The organism is Rhodococcus sp. 05-339-2 (assembly GCF_002258965.1).
In the GTDB taxonomy this organism is placed as follows: domain Bacteria; phylum Actinomycetota; class Actinomycetes; order Mycobacteriales; family Mycobacteriaceae; genus Rhodococcoides.
Genome location: NZ_NOYW01000016.1, coordinates 716,309 through 730,662 on the forward strand (window position 1 = coordinate 716,309; position 14,354 = coordinate 730,662).

General features: G+C 65.9%; 15 protein-coding genes. 6 read left to right on the forward strand and 9 right to left on the reverse strand.

The features are described from left to right. Positions 1-45: 45 nt before the first annotated feature. Positions 46-981, forward strand: coding sequence for a quinone oxidoreductase family protein (locus CH273_RS17130; protein WP_032397296.1), 936 nt, complete (start codon positions 46-48; stop codon positions 979-981). Between the two features lie 42 nt (positions 982-1,023). On the opposite strand, the gene CH273_RS17135 is transcribed toward CH273_RS17130, so the two are convergent. The 3 genes from CH273_RS17135 to CH273_RS17145 are packed head-to-tail and all read right to left on the reverse strand — an operon-like array spanning position 1,024 to position 3,964. Further along, entirely contained in the window at positions 1,024-1,947 is a 924-nt protein-coding gene (locus CH273_RS17135) for an alpha/beta fold hydrolase (RefSeq protein WP_032396815.1), read from the reverse strand. A 14-nt stretch (positions 1,948-1,961) separates the two neighbouring features. Next, positions 1,962-3,068 carry a PDR/VanB family oxidoreductase gene (locus CH273_RS17140; RefSeq protein ID WP_032396814.1) on the reverse strand — a complete coding sequence of 369 codons (1,107 nt, stop codon included), beginning with the start codon at positions 3,066-3,068 and terminating at the stop codon, positions 1,962-1,964. Continuing rightward, the gene (locus tag CH273_RS17145; RefSeq protein WP_032396813.1) at positions 3,065-3,964 is read right to left on the reverse strand and encodes a metal-dependent hydrolase; all 900 of its coding nucleotides are present in this window, start codon (positions 3,962-3,964) and stop codon (positions 3,065-3,067) included. Before CH273_RS17145 ends, CH273_RS17140 begins: the two co-directional genes overlap by 4 nt. A gap of 114 nt (positions 3,965-4,078) precedes the next feature. On the opposite strand from CH273_RS17145, the gene CH273_RS17150 reads away from it, so the two are divergent. After that, positions 4,079-4,615, forward strand: coding sequence for a hypothetical protein (locus tag CH273_RS17150; protein ID WP_230596940.1), 537 nt, complete (start codon positions 4,079-4,081; stop codon positions 4,613-4,615). Between the two features lie 48 nt (positions 4,616-4,663). On the opposite strand, the gene CH273_RS17155 is transcribed toward CH273_RS17150, so the two are convergent. Beyond that, positions 4,664-5,140 carry a 2-isopropylmalate synthase gene (locus CH273_RS17155; protein WP_032396812.1) on the reverse strand — a complete coding sequence of 159 codons (477 nt, stop codon included), beginning with the start codon at positions 5,138-5,140 and terminating at the stop codon, positions 4,664-4,666. A 228-nt stretch (positions 5,141-5,368) separates the two neighbouring features. On the opposite strand from CH273_RS17155, the gene CH273_RS17160 reads away from it, so the two are divergent. After that, positions 5,369-6,571: an ATP-binding protein gene (locus CH273_RS17160; protein ID WP_032396811.1), complete on the forward strand. Its 1,203-nt coding sequence runs from the start codon at positions 5,369-5,371 to the stop codon at positions 6,569-6,571. Positions 6,572-6,575: 4 nt separating this feature from the next. Here the strand turns inward: CH273_RS17160 and CH273_RS17165 are convergent, their stop codons facing one another. Next, positions 6,576-7,760 (reverse strand): alkane 1-monooxygenase, encoded by a 1,185-nt coding sequence (locus tag CH273_RS17165; RefSeq protein WP_032396810.1) that lies wholly within the window; start codon positions 7,758-7,760, stop codon positions 6,576-6,578. A 169-nt stretch (positions 7,761-7,929) separates the two neighbouring features. Between CH273_RS17165 and CH273_RS17170 the strand changes: the two genes are divergently transcribed. Continuing rightward, complete coding sequence (locus CH273_RS17170) at positions 7,930-8,784, forward strand: alpha/beta hydrolase (protein ID WP_032396809.1); 855 nt, start codon at positions 7,930-7,932, stop codon at positions 8,782-8,784. Positions 8,785-8,812: 28 nt separating this feature from the next. Beyond that, entirely contained in the window at positions 8,813-9,658 is an 846-nt protein-coding gene (locus CH273_RS17175; protein ID WP_032396808.1) for a patatin-like phospholipase family protein, read from the forward strand. Positions 9,659-9,667: 9 nt separating this feature from the next. On the opposite strand, the gene CH273_RS17180 is transcribed toward CH273_RS17175, so the two are convergent. Further along, positions 9,668-10,576, reverse strand: coding sequence for an amidohydrolase family protein (locus tag CH273_RS17180; RefSeq protein ID WP_052049911.1), 909 nt, complete (start codon positions 10,574-10,576; stop codon positions 9,668-9,670). Next, a complete protein-coding gene (locus CH273_RS17185) occupies positions 10,563-11,249 on the reverse strand; it encodes a dienelactone hydrolase family protein (RefSeq protein WP_032397293.1) in 687 nt (228 codons plus the stop codon). The genes CH273_RS17180 and CH273_RS17185 overlap by 14 nt, the downstream gene beginning before the upstream one ends. Positions 11,250-11,389: 140 nt before the next feature. On the opposite strand from CH273_RS17185, the gene CH273_RS17190 reads away from it, so the two are divergent. Then, positions 11,390-12,367 carry an NADPH:quinone oxidoreductase family protein gene (locus tag CH273_RS17190; protein ID WP_032396807.1) on the forward strand — a complete coding sequence of 326 codons (978 nt, stop codon included), beginning with the start codon at positions 11,390-11,392 and terminating at the stop codon, positions 12,365-12,367. A gap of 20 nt (positions 12,368-12,387) precedes the next feature. Here the strand turns inward: CH273_RS17190 and CH273_RS17195 are convergent, their stop codons facing one another. Together CH273_RS17195 and CH273_RS17200 are read right to left on the reverse strand one after the other, a co-directional pair. Next, positions 12,388-13,743: an ABC1 kinase family protein gene (locus CH273_RS17195; RefSeq protein WP_032396806.1), complete on the reverse strand. Its 1,356-nt coding sequence runs from the start codon at positions 13,741-13,743 to the stop codon at positions 12,388-12,390. Further along, a complete protein-coding gene (locus CH273_RS17200; protein WP_176459200.1) occupies positions 13,740-14,303 on the reverse strand; it encodes a TetR/AcrR family transcriptional regulator in 564 nt (187 codons plus the stop codon). Before CH273_RS17200 ends, CH273_RS17195 begins: the two co-directional genes overlap by 4 nt. Positions 14,304-14,354 lie beyond the last annotated feature (51 nt).

Below are 14,354 nucleotides of genomic sequence, written 5' to 3' on the forward strand. Positions count from 1 at the left end.
CTGAATGGCGATTCAGTGAATGCCGATTCGTTTCAAGGGGGACGGATGAAAGCCGCAGTTCTGACCGAATTCGGTGTGCCCACGTACGCCGACCACGCCAACCCGGAACCGGCGCAGGGTATGGAGGTGGTCGACGTGGCGGCGGCGACACTCAATGCCGTCGACATCATCATCGCCGCGGGCACCCACTACCTCAGCCCGCGGTCACTGCCGACCGTGAGCGGTATCGAGGGCGCGGGCACCACGCAGGACGGTCGCCGTGTGTACTTCTGCCCACCGGTCCCGCCCTACGGTTCGATGGCCCAGCAGGCGTTGGTGCCGGCGGCGTCGCTCGTGGAACTACCCGACGGGCTCGACTTCTCGACCGCCGCAACGCTCGGCAACGCCGGACTGGCAGCCCTGATGCCGCTCACCCACGGTGGCCGGATGAAGGACGGGGAGAACGTGGTGATCCTCGGTGGCACCGGGGTCGTCGGACGATTGGCAGTGCAGGCCGCGACGCTGCTCGGGGCCGGATCGATCACGGTCGTCGGACGCGACGAGGGCGCGCTCGACGCCACCCGCGAGCTCGGTGCCACAGCGACGGTCGCCGTCGGCGACAAGAGCGTCGACGAACTGTCGTCCGCCATTCGGCACGCATCCTCCGGGGCGGACGTCGTGGTCGACTACACCTGGGGCACAGTCGCTCTGGCCGCACTGCGCGCAGGAAATCTGCTCGTTCGTCTGGTTCAGGTCGGCGACCGAGCCGGTGCGGAGGTCACCCTTCCGGCGCAGCTCCTTCGATCGCTCGGGGCGACCGTCGTCGGGTTCATGCCGCTGCACTACGGTCCGGAGGCCACGGCGCAGGCCTACCGAACCCTGACCGACTGGGCCGTCACACATCGGATCTCCGTCGAATACGAGAACGTACCGCTGGCCGAGGTGGCCGGCGCGTGGGAGCGGGCCCCACGTACCCGTCACAAGCTGGTACTGGTCCCCTGATCCAATCGGGTCGTTCCTGCAGGCTGCACTCCCGGCCTTCGGTCACATCGTTCCTGTGGGCTCCATTCCCGGCCGCGCGTCCAGCGAGTCGATGAATTCTCGCGTCAACCTCGCGATGTCGTCGGCATGGGAGATCGGCGACCAGTGACCGGCGGGAATGTCGTTGCGGGTCAGGTCTTTCACCCACTTGCCGGTGTCGTCGTAGTGGTACGGCCGCACGGCGACGTCCTCGGTGTTGACGATGAGGTGGACGGGGATGTCGATGTGTCGGTCGCGTGGATTGCCCAGAATGGGAAGGATGTTCGCGCGGTACAGATTGGTGCCGTTGGTGGCGTCGGACCACAGCGTTGGGTTCTGGGTGACGAGGGAGGGATCGACGCCCGAGAACTCTTCGAGAAACGCGGGCCATCCCTTGGCGAACTGCCGTTTGATCCGCAGCTTGGCGAGGAGGGGGATATGGAAGGTGACGGTGTACCACGACGCGCGTACCTGGGCGAGCACCTGCTTGATTCCGGTGAGGGTGGGTGTGCGCAATCGCGATTGCGACCACTTGCCGAGGTGATCGAGGTTCGGGCCGGAAATGGATGTGTACGAGCGGATTCGGTCCTTCGCACGCGGCTGGGCGGCGGCTTCCCATACCTCCACGGCACCCCAGTCGTGGGCGAGCACGTGTACCGGGGCGTCGGGGCTGACGGCGTCGGCGACCGCGTAGAAATCCGAGGCCAGGCGCGCCAGCTTGTAGGCGGACTGCTCGGTGGGAACCGTGCTCTCGCCTGCTCCGCGGGAGTCGTAGCTGATCACCCGGAAGCGGTCCTCCAGCTGGGGGACGATGTGGCTCCACAGCTCGTGGGTATCGGGCCACCCGTGGACGAGGACGATGGGATCACCCTCGGGGTTGCCGCTCTCGAACACCGCCAGGCGGATCCCCTCGTTGACGACCGTCGTCCGAACTGCGTTGCTGCTCAACAGTGTTTTCCGTTCTATAGATCGAGTACGAGACGCCCGCTGCGTGCCCGGGAGACGCAGATGAGCATGTGATCACGTTGTTCTTCGGGAGTGAGCCGAGATTCGAGATGTTCGGGCTCACCCGAGAGCACCCGAACCTTGCAGGTACCGCAGAAGCCCTGCTGGCACGAGTATGCGATGTTCGGTTTCTGTTCCTTGACCGCGGTCAGCACCGACGCGTCGGCCGCGACGTCGAGCACGGCACCGGTGCTGATCAGCTGCACCTCGAACGGAGTGCCGTCGAGAATGGGCGGCGGGCCGAAACGCTCGAAATGCAGTGCCGTGGCCGGGCACTGGCGAAAGTCGCGGCGCACGGCGTCGAGCATGGGGGTCGGGCCGCAGCAGTAGACGGCACCTCCTGCGGGTGCACGCTGGAGTAGTTCGCCCTCGGTGGGGTAACCGTAGACGTCGTCGGTGCGAACGAACACGCGGTCCGACTCCCAGCTCTCGATCTCGTCGAGGAACGGCATCGTGTCGCGAGATCGACCGCAGTACACGAACTGCCAGTCCATTCCGAGAATCCGTGCGGCGCGGACCATCGCGATGATGGGAGTGATGCCGATGCCACCTGCGACGAACAGGGCGCTGCCCTCACCGACGAACGGGAATCCGTTGCGGGGACCGCGGACGGTCACCTCGGTGCCCGGCTCGAGCCCGTGCATCTCGATGGATCCACCTGCGCCGGTGGGGATTCGACGCACCGCGATGCGGTAGGAGCTGCGATCGGCCGGGTTGCCGCACAACGAATACTGGCGGCGGCGGCCGGAGGGCAGGTGCAGATCGAGATGGCAGCCTGGATGCCAGATCGGCAGCTGATCCCCCGTCGGCGAGGCGAGCGTGATGGCCGCGACATCGTTGTCCTCGGCGACGATCTCGCGTTCGGTGACGACCAACGTCAACGCGGAATCGGGATTGTGGCCGGCGACGGCCTCGTCGTACTCCGCACCGGCAGCCGCACGCATGTATCCGTTGAGAAACGTGCCGAGAAGCTGCATCGACCGATCGGGATGTGCCCGTCCGCGCAGATCGGGCGGCGCATCCTTGGGAAGCAGCCGCGGGACGCGACGCGAGGTGAGCTTCACCTCGCCGCAGCCTGCGCAGCCGGCGAGGACGCGAGGTATCGAACGGCCTGCGCGGTCGAGCCCTCCTGGCTGGGGTGGTACGACTTCCTGAGGTAGCGCGACATACTGCGACCGACGTGCGTCAACGCGGGCAGGGTGCCGCGTCTGACCGACTTCCGCCACAGAGCCGACCGAGGCTTGCGCACGGATCTCGGGGCGGACTGCAGCTCCGGGTCGTTCTTCATCAGGAAGATGATCCCGCGCATCCAGATGTACGCCATCAACGGCACGACCAGCACGAAGGTTCGGAGGCGACGGACCTCGCGCTTGTCGAAGTATCGGAGCGTGTCGTAGGCGACCGAGCGGTGCTCGACTTCTTCGGCACCGTGCCAGCGCAGCAGATCGAGCATGGTGGGGTGGATGCCCGCGCGGTCGAGACCGTCCGCGTTGAGCACCCAGTCGCCGAGGAACGCCGTCACGTGTTCGATGGCTGCGATCAGGGCCAAGCGCTCGACCAGGTTGTTCTTCGCCCGCAGGCTCGTCACCGAATCGGCTCCGAGTACCTTGCCGAAGGTCCATTCCATCTGATCGGTGAACGGCTTGGGGTCGAGCCCCTTGGCCTCGAGGTGAACGAGTACGCCGGTGTGGGCCTCGGCGTGCACGGCCTCCTGGCCGATGAAGCCGATGACGTCGTCGCGCAGCTTCTCGTCGTCGATGTACGGCAGGGCCTCTTTGAACGTGTCGACGAACCAGTGCTCACCAGCAGGCAGCAACAGGTGCAGCACGTTGAGGACGTGCGTGGTGTACGGGTCACCCGGCACCCAGTGCATCGGCAGATCGGTCCAGTCGAACTTCACGTTCCTGGCCTGCAGCATCACTTCGCCGGGATCCGAGGCGACGGTGTTCCGTTCGTTCATCGAGCCACTTCCTCCACATCCGCATGTGTGGCCGATGCCACAGTGCGCGCTTTAGTATAAACACCAGTTACAGGTAAAAGGAACCGTGTCGGAGTCGAGTGAGAGACTGCTGTGATGACCGACTCCTCCCCCGTGTCGATTCCCCCTGCCCCGGCGTCGACTCCCCCGAGTCGCGTCCCCATCGCCTGGCCTGCCGAATGGCCCGTCGAGGTCCGAAGAATCGCCGATGCCACGAACGATGCCCTCGCCGCCGTTGCGGCGCGGGATCCGATCGCGTTCGACGACGCCGTCGAACTACTGGGCCGCTCGGACTCGGCGCAGGCCGGGCACGTGCATGCCGAAATGGTACGCACGTTGCTCGAAGAGGTACATAGCGATGGATTGACCGGCGAGAACGTCCAGGAGGTACTGGGCCGGACCGTGCGAGGCGCGGACTGGCTGCCGAACCTGGACATCGCGGGATTCGTCGAGGTGCTCACCGGAGCCTTGGGCGTCGCCGACGTCGAACAGCAATCACGTACGAAGCCCAGGCCTGCGCACGCATTGTTGGTGGTCGCGGACCTACTCGCGGTGCGTCGCGGTCGCGCCGAGACCTATCTGCGCCGTGCACTGGCCGAAGTCCACCGAGCCGAGACGATCGAGATGCCCTAGCGAGATCTTCCCCTGTCTTGCACGAGCGCTAGACAGGGGAAGAAAGCGCTACCGATGCAGGATGTTCGCCCCGGCGAGGACGGCCCTGATCGACGACAGGTCGGCGTCGGCAGCCATGCCCATCGACCATTCGCGACGACCGTCGTGCTCGGCGAGGATGAAGGTTGCCGTCTCGTCGCCGATGATCTGCTGGTGGAACGAGAGGATCTCGATCCGGAATCCGGCGTCGTGGAGCATCGATGTCAACGCCTCGATCGGCCCGTATGTCGTTGCAGCACAGGCGATGATCGTGTCGCCGATGCCGAAGGTGGCGTCGAACTCGATCTTGCAACCGGTGGATTTCGTCCCGGTCCACGATCCGAGCCGAAGAGGCCCGGTGGTGGGCGAGAAGCGGTCGGTGAAGGCCGTCCACGTCATGGAGTGCCAGGTGGACTCGGCGATCTGGTCCCGCATCGTGCGCGGCAGAGCGCAGCCGAAACGGCCGTGGAAAGGATCTGTGGCGAAAGAAGAAGCAAGTGCATTCATGGGAGTGGTCTTCCGGATGTGAAGGGAGGACCGAGATAGCACGACGACCCGCAGCGAGGGGTCGGTCCGAATCAGACCCCGCTACGGCGGCGTACTACGAGTATGCGCTTCACAGCGACGAACTTAGCCGCGACCTGGACTGGCGCGCAAGTATCGAGCGAATACAGATCTCTAGGACACGAGCTAGATGTCCGCATATATTGCACGATTCGTTGTAACTTTGGCCCCATGGACCCCGTGCGTAACCCATACGCTCCCGGCGCCGGCCAGCGCCCACCCGAGCTCGCAGGCCGAAAGAAGCAGCTCGACGCCTTCGACGTCGTGCTCGAACGCATCACCCGCGGCCGACCCGAACGCAGCGTCGTACTCACCGGGCTGCGAGGCGTCGGGAAGACGGTGTTGCTCAATCAACTCCGCTCCGCCGCGATCGCCCGCGGATGGGGCACCGGCAAGATCGAGGCTCGCCCCGACCAGGAATTGCGTCGACCGCTGTCGTCGGCGCTGCACATGGCGGTTCGTGGGATTGCGGCCTCGCACCGCGATCCCGAACGCGTCGACGAGTTCCTCGGCGTGCTCAAGGCCTTCGCACTGCGCGCCACCGCGGACAAGGGCATGCGGGAACGCTGGCAACCCGGCATCGACGTCCCGGCCAAGACCGGCCGCGCCGACTCCGGCGACATCGAGATCGACCTCGTGGAACTGCTGCTCGACGCCTCCGCGCTGGCCGGCGACGTGGGCGTGGGCATCGCCATCTTCATCGACGAGATGCAGGATCTGGGACCCGCCGATATCTCCGCGCTGTGTGCGGCCTGCCACGAGCTCAGCCAGGACACCGCGCCGCTGATCATCGTCGGGGCCGGGCTGCCGCACTTGCCCGCGGTGCTCTCGGCGTCCAAGAGCTACTCCGAGCGCCTGTTCAGTTACCACCGGATCGGCCGACTCGAACGAGCGGCGGCCGATCTGGCCCTGATCGCCCCGGCCGACCGGGAGGACGTCGAATTCACTCCGGACGCTCTGGATGCGCTGTACGCGGCCGCCGACGGCTACCCGTACTTCGTCCAGGCGTACGGCAAGGCGACGTGGGACCTCGCGGCCGACACCCCGATCACCGTCGAGGACGTGCGCGTCGCCGCCCCGACGGCGGAGGAGGAACTGGCCGTCGGATTCTTCGGTTCTCGCTACGAACGGGCAACGCCGGCCGAGCGCGAATACATGCGTGCGATGGCCGAACTGTCGGTGGATGACGGCTCGGTACCGACCTCGGCCGTGGCGACCGAGCTGGGGCGCAAGCCGGCGTCACTGTCGCCTGCGCGGGACGGACTGATCAAGAAGGGCCTGATCTACTCGGCCGAACGAGGAACCATCGCCTTCACGGTGCCGCACTTCGGCCGCTACCTGCGCGCGCAGACCGACGAACCTGCAGCGGTGTGAGCTGTCAGTGCGCCTCGGCTCGCTCGACACACAGCTGCTCGAGCTTCCGCACTGCCCTCGCGTCGGACCGATCGACGTTGACGAGGTCTGCGTCACCGTCGTAGAAGTCGACCAGACGCTGATCCATCACCGTGCGCCACAGCGGCGGAACCAGCGCGCAGAAGATCATCACCGCGTAGCCGGCCGGTAGCTGCGGGGATTCGTCGACGGTGCGCAACGACTGGTATCGGCGCACCGGATTCGCATGATGGTCGCTGTGTCGCTGCAGGTGGTAAAGGAACAGGTTGCTCCACAGGTGGTCACTGTTCCAGCTGTCCCGGTGGGTCGGCTTTCCGTAGCGGCCGCTCGGCCGTTTCTGTCGCAGCAATCCGTAGTGCTCGAGGTAGTTCGCTGCCTCGTACAGCACGATGGCGATCGCGGCCTGAATCAGCAGGTACGGAACGATCACGGTGCCGAAGACGGCGATCAGTACGGCGAACAGGGCGACGCTCATCGCCCCGGCGTTGAAAAGATTGTTTCGGTACGACCACCGTGACAGGCCCTGCCGGGCGAGGCGTCGGGATTCCAGCGTCCAGGCCGAGCGCAGGCCGTGGACGATGGTGCGCGGCAGAAACTTCCAGAACGATTCGCCGAACTTCGCCGATGCCGGGTCCTCCGGGGTCGCTACACGCAGATGGTGTCCGTGGTTGTGTTCGACGTAGAAGTGGCCGTACAGGGTCTGCGCCAACGTCACCTTCGAGAGCCAACGTTCGAGGCGCGCCCGCTTGTGACCCAGTTCGTGCGCGGCGTTGATGCCCACTCCACCGACGATTCCGACGGTGATCGCGAGGCCGATTCGCTCGGGAACTCCCAACGGCCCGTGCGCCCACAGATAACAGGCCGCGACGAGCCCCGCGTACTGCAGCGGCAGGAACAGGTAGACGCACCAGCGGTAGTACGGATCGTTCTCCAGCGCGGCGATCGCCTCGTCCGGGGGATTGCTGCGATCCACCCCGGCGAACCTGTCCACCAGCGGTAGGGCGACACCCATGATCATCAGGCCGAGGGTCCAGAACGCCCCGGGGCCGAGGAGAGATACCAGCCCCCAGGCCAGGAACGGGCTCAGGGGAATGATCAACCCCAGCGGCCACAGGTAGCGTTTGGGGTCGCGCCACCGCGGCGACGTGCTCGTGGCGGACTCGTCACGCATTCTTGATTCTTCACTCCTGGTCGGTGCCGTGCCCCCGGGGTGCGAGGACTGATCGGTAGTGGCGTGTCACAACTACATCGCCCGTTCCACGATGATAGTTACCCAAGCAAAAATCTGTGGGTTCGCCGATGAGCCGTCGAAGGCCCCGCCGCCCTTGTACGGTGACCGAATGAAGCATGTCGAGTCGTCGTTCGTCGGCGTTCACGGAACCCGAATCGTCTACGACGTCTGGACACCGGAGACCACGTCGACCGGGATCGTGGTGCTGGCTCACGGCCTGGCCGAGCACGCCGGCCGGTACCGGTACGTCATCGAACGACTCGGCTCCCTCGGGCTCGTCGTCTATGCACCCGACCACCGCGGCCACGGACGATCCGGCGGCAAACGGGTGTCTCTGGAGAAGTGGTCCGACTTCACCGACGACCTGCACACACTGTTCGGCATCGCCGCCGCCGAGCATCCGAATCAGCGCACCTTCCTGCTCGGCCACAGCATGGGTGGTGCCATCGCACTGTCGTACGCCCTCGACCACCAAGACGACCTCGACGGCCTGATGCTGTCCGGGCCCGCGGTGGCCCCCAGCGTCGGTCAGCCGAAAGCCCTGGTCGCCGTGGGTAAGGTCCTCGGACGTTTACTACCGGCAGTTCCCGTGCTGAAGCTCGACCCCGCTCTCGTCTCGCGCGATCGCGACGTGGTCGATGCCTACGTCGCCGATCCGCTGGGCTACCACGGCGCGGTTTCGGCCGGCCTGGCCGCAGCCATGCTGGGCGTCGGTGAGACCTTCCCGACGCGACTGCCTGCGCTGAGGATTCCCGTGCTGCTGCAGCACGGAACTGCAGACCGATTGGCCGATGTCTCGGGCAGTGAACTGATCGCCGAGCGCGCCGGATCCGACGACCTCACCCTGAAGAAGTACGACGGACTGTTCCACGAAGTGTTCAACGAACCGGAGAAGGAGCGCGTACTCGACGACCTCATCGCTTGGCTACGTCCCCGTGTACACACCGGCGCTGTAAGTTCCTGACGGATCTTTCGAAGAAGGGGGTACGACCATGACCAGGCGAGCACTCGTATTGGGCGGCGGCGGAGTCGCAGGTATTGCGTGGCAGACGGGTGTCCTACTGGGATTGGCCGAATCGGGAGCAGACGTCAGCGACGCCGAGATGCTGCTGGGGACCTCGGCGGGGTCCTCGGTCGCAGCCCAGATCTCGAGCGGAGCCACGTTGGCCGAGCTGTTCGAGCGTCAGGCGGACGAGGCCAAGCAGGACCACGAACCGCATGCCGAGGCGACGATCGACGAGCTGGTCGCCATGCTGGCTCGGGCGGCCCAGAACTCGGACGGCAGTGCCATCGACACGCGTCGGCGTATCGGCACCGAAGCTCTGGCGGCCTCGACGATCTCCGAGCGTGAGCGCAGGGCGATCATCGAACGCCGGCTGCCGTCGCACACGTGGCCCAATCGCGATCTACGGATCGTCACCGTCGATGCCGTGACCGGTCGGCATCGGGTACTCGATCGTGGCTCGGGCGTCCAGCTGATCGACGCCGTGGCCGCGAGCTGCGCTATCCCGGGAATGTGGCCGCCGGTGACCATAGGCGATCACCGCTATGTCGACGGCGGTATCCGGGCGAGCGAGAACGCCGATCTGGCAGTCGGTTTCGAGAAGGTGCTGGTGTTCAGGGTCGGTGCCCTCGATCTGGAGCACGACCCCTTCGACGTCGAACGAGAGCGGCTGATCAAGGGTGGCTCGAAGGTGGAGGTCGTTGCCCCCGACGCCGATTCGTCGGCCGCCATCGGCCCCGATGCCACCGACATCGCAGTTCGATCGGCTGCAGCCGTGGCCGGACGCGCACAGGGCAATGCCATCGCAGAACGCATCGCCGAGTTCTGGGTCTAGAGGACCTCTCTAGCCGAACAGTGCAGCGCCGTTTCCCCAACAGACCGAACGCACCCAGTCGTCACCGAGATCGAGTCGGCTCACGGCCTGCAGCGCATGCAGATACGGGTACGGGATGTTGGGGAAGTCGCTGCCGAACAGAATGCGATCCTGCAGTTCGAGCAGCCGTGGCCGCTCGTGTTCGGGGAACGGTGCGCCCGCCTCGGAGAAGTCGGTGAACGCCATCGTGGTGTCCAGCCGCACGTTCCGGTAGCGATCGGCCAGATCGAGGAAGTCGCTGTACTCCGGCATGCCCATGTGCGCGATGATCAGCGGAAGCGTCGGGAACCGCTGCAGCAGTCCGGCAATGGGCTCCGGTCCGGTATGGGTGCCCGGTGCCGGGCCCGAACCGCAGTGGATCACCACGGGTACCTGCGCGTCCGAGATGGCACCCCAGACGCCGTCGAGCAAGGGGTCGTTCGGTGAGTAGTTGCCGACCTGGATGTGCGACTTGAAGATTCGAGCACCGTTCGTCAACGCCTGCTCGACGTACTCGGTGGCCCCGTCCTCGGGATAGAAGGTGGCGGTCTGCAGGCAGTCGGGGGTCCGGGCCGCGAAGTCGGCACCCCACGAGTTGAGCCAGGCCGCCATCGACGGCTTGTGAGGGTAGATCATCGACGTGAACCGCCGTACTCCGAACCCCCGAATGACCTCCAGCCGTTGTTCTTCGGCGAACCGGTAGGAGATGGGCCAGACGCTGCCGGTCAGTGGACCGGCACTGTCGAAATAGCTCCACACCTTGTCCATCACGTTCTTCGGCATGAAGTGCGTGTGGACGTCGAACAGACCGGGCAGGGACAGCTCGGTCCAGAAGGCGACGATCCGTTCGGTCTCGTCGAGAAGCTCGGCGTCGGAGCGTGGCGGCTCAGCGTGCGACATGGGCGTCGAACCACGCGAGAGTCTTGCCCCAGGCATCGGCGGCGGCGTCGGCGTCGAACACGGCAGGGCGGTCGTCGCAGTGGAATCCGTGCTTGCCGTGGGCGTAGCGAGTGATCTCGGTGGCCACCGGTGCCGTCGCGGTGATCTCACGCAGCGTCTCCACATCCTGGAACGGGATGCCCTCGTCCAGATCCCCGAAGAACCCGTGCCACGGCGTCTGGAGTGCGTCGCCCACCGAGGTCATCGCGGGATAGCCGAAGCGGCCCTGCGTGATTCCGCCGCCGTAGAATGTCGCGGCCGCACCGAGGGGGCGTCGAACAGCGGTCTGGAACGCCACACTGCCACCCATGCAGAAGCCGACGATCGCGATGGACGAGGGCTCGAAGCCGAGTTCGGCCAGTGCGGTCGCCGCTGCGTCCACGTCGGCGTCCACCTCGTCCGCCTCGAGTTCTCCGATGGCCGCCATGGCCGAATCCATGTCCGAGTAGTCGAGCACGGTGACGCCGTCCTGCCGGTGGAACAGGTGCGGGGCGACCGCGACCCACCCTGCGGCCGCGACGCGATTGCAGACGTCGACGATGTGGTCGGTGACCCCGAAGGCCTCCTGGATGACGATGACGCCGCCGCGGGCATCACCATCGGGCCGAACGACGGTGAGGGGAGTGGTGTTCATCCCTCGATTGGAGCACAGCAGGAGTGGAGCCTGCGGAACGACCCATTCGGCCAGCACGTAGTACATGCCGGTAGCGTCGGTCGGACTCGCTGTTTTGTACGGTGGCGTGCAGGGAACGATCCCGACCGAGAGGACAACTCATGCGTGCGGTACAGATCTCCAGCCTCGACGGACCCGATTCGGTGACCGTGGTGGACGTCGACGAGCCTGCCGCGCGCGACGGATCGGTGGTCATCGAGGTTCATGCCGCCGGCGTCGCCTTTCCCGACGCGTTGCTCACCCGCGGCCTCTACCAGTACAAGCCCGAGTTGCCGTTCGTCCCCGGCAGCGAGATCGCCGGCATCGTTCGGTCGGCACCGCCGGAGTCCGGCTTCTCGGCCGGGGATCGCGTCGCGGCGCTGACGGGACTGAGCGACGGTATGGCGGAGGTCGCCGTGGTCTCACCCGACACGGTCTTCGCGCTACCCGAGTCGGTGTCCCTGTCTGCGGGGGCAGGATTGTTGTTCAACGACCTGACGGTGCACTTCGCGCTTCGTGAACGCGGCCGTCTGGCTGCGGGCGAGACGGTCCTGGTGCACGGCGCAGCAGGGGGCATCGGAACCTCCGCACTGCGAATGGCTCCGGTACTCGGGGCATCTCGCGTCATCGCCGTCGTGAGCTCGCAGGCCAAGGCCGACATCGCCCGTTCCGCCGGAGCCACCGACGTGGTGCTCGTCGACGGGTGGAAGGACGCGGTCAAGGAACTGACCGGCGGCCGTGGCGTCGACGTCGTCGTCGACCCGGTCGGCGGTGACCGGTTCACCGACAGCATTCGCTCGCTCGCGCCGTCGGGCCGAATCCTGGTGCTGGGCTTCACCGGTGGCGAGATCCCCACGGTCAAGGTAAACCGATTGCTGCTCAACAACGTCGACGTCGTCGGCGTCGGCTGGGGTGCATGGTGGATGACGCGCCCGGGCTACCTCGCCACGCAGTGGGCCGAGATCGAACCGCTGCTCGCCGATGGATCGCTCAGCGCACCCGAGCCGTCGGTGTTCCCGGCCGCCGACGCTGCCGCCGCTATCGCGTCACTGGAGAACCGCACTGCCGCAGGCAAAGTGGTGCTCGACTTCACGCGCTGAGTTGCGGTCGGGCTGCCGGTTCACTCCGGCAGCTCGACGCCTCTTGCCTCGGCCAGGGCTGCGATCTCGGCAGGGAAGACGTTCTTGAACACGAACGGATCGGTTCCCAGAGCCCAGTCCGGCGCGAGTTCGATTGCGTACCGCTCGAAGTAGCCGAGCTGCTTGGCCACCAGGATCAACTCCTCCGGGCTCGACGTCTTGTACTGCTTGCCCATGCCAACGAGCGCTCGAATGAAGTCCGCCAGGCTGAAGTGCGCGAGGGTTGCCGAGAGCATCGGAGCGAAGACCGATTGTAGGATCGCGCCGACTTCGGCATCCGAACCCATCTGTGGGGCAACGATTCCCAGGCGTTTGACGGTGCCGGCGAGTCGGGTGAAGTCGCCGTCGATCACGGTGGCGTGGAACAGGTCGAGCAGTAGCGCGCGCCACTGCTCGTCCACCTCGCCCATGACTCCGAAGTCGAGGAACGCCACCCTGCCGTCGTCGAGAACCCAGACGTTGCCCGCATGCACGTCGCCGTGGAACAGGCCGTGCAGCACAAGGGCTTCCATCCAGACCTTTGCTGCGCGACGTACGATGAGCTCGGACTGATCCCCCGGCTCGTAGCGGTCGAGTGGGGAACCGTGCATGCGCTCCATGCAGATGACACGGCCACCGCAGTAGTCGAGGAAAACCTCGGGAGCGGTGACGTGCTCGTTGTCGCCGAAAGCGCCGATTGCCGCGCGAAAGCTGTCCTGACGCTTGGCTTCCACGGCGCTGTCGAGTTCGGCGAACGTGGCAGCGTGCAGGTCGACGATGATGGCCGACGCGTTGGCCGTGGCGAAGAACGGAATGAACTTCTCGAGTCCGCGGGCGATGAGGTACGCGATACGCAGGTCGATCTTCATTCGGTGGTAGATGCCTCGCCGTTGCACCTTCATGACCACTTCACGGCCGTTGTCGCGGCGCACACACAGATGCACCTGAGCGACCGAGGCGGACGAGAGCGGCACGTCGTCGAACGAGGAGAACAGCTCGTCGATTCCGCGGCCCAGATCGGCCTCGATCACGGCGCGCGCCTGTGCTCCGGGGAACGGTGGCACCTCGTCGAGGCAGCGCAGACAGGTGTCGGCGAGGACCTTGGGAAACAGCCCCGGTGAGGACCCCATCAACTGCCCGACCTTGACGAAGGTGGGACCGAGAACGAAGAAGGCGTCGACGACGGCCTCCGAGGCGTGCAGCGGCCATCCGCGCCGCGGCGCGCGCACCCATCGGCCGATCGCGACGAATTGGAAGTACGCCAACACCGAGCCGATGACGATGAGCCGCAACAGTTCTCGTACCCCGAACTTCCTCAGCTCGGGTGCCGGCTTCGGTGTCAGGGGCTCGGGCGTCATGCGTTCACCCCTGCAGGAACCCGCGCCGCCGAGGCTTCCAGGCGCGCCAGCAGTCGATCGAACCGGGTGGCGTCGTCGGAGGCGCGCGAGAGCACCAACGCGCCCTGAATCCCGGCCACGATCTCCTCGGCCAGTTCGGCGGCCGAGTCGCCGTGTCCCAGACGGCTCAGTACCGGAGTGAGTGCATCGATCCAGTGGGTGAAATGCGTTGCGACGCGGCCCGAGAACACGGCACGGTCGAGACCGAGTGTGAACGCTCCGAACAGGCACACCAGTCGATTGGACCGGAAGTATCGGGCGGTCTGCTCGAACATCTCGTGGGTGGTCGACGCGGCATCGGTGCCGTGTCGCAACGGCTCGAACACGTTGTGGTGGAACCACAGTTCGACGTCGTCGAGGACGGCCTCGGCCATCTCCTGCTTTCCCCGCGGAAAGTAGTGGTAGAGGCTGCCTTTCCCCAGGCCGGTCCGTTTGCTGATGACCGCGAGGGACGATCCGTCGAATCCGTGGTCGCGGAACACCCCTGCGAGTATCGGCACCACGTTGTGGCGATCGCTCATGAGCCGGTACTGTACCAATCGGTACACGCCAGGTGTATCGGGGCTCCGGGA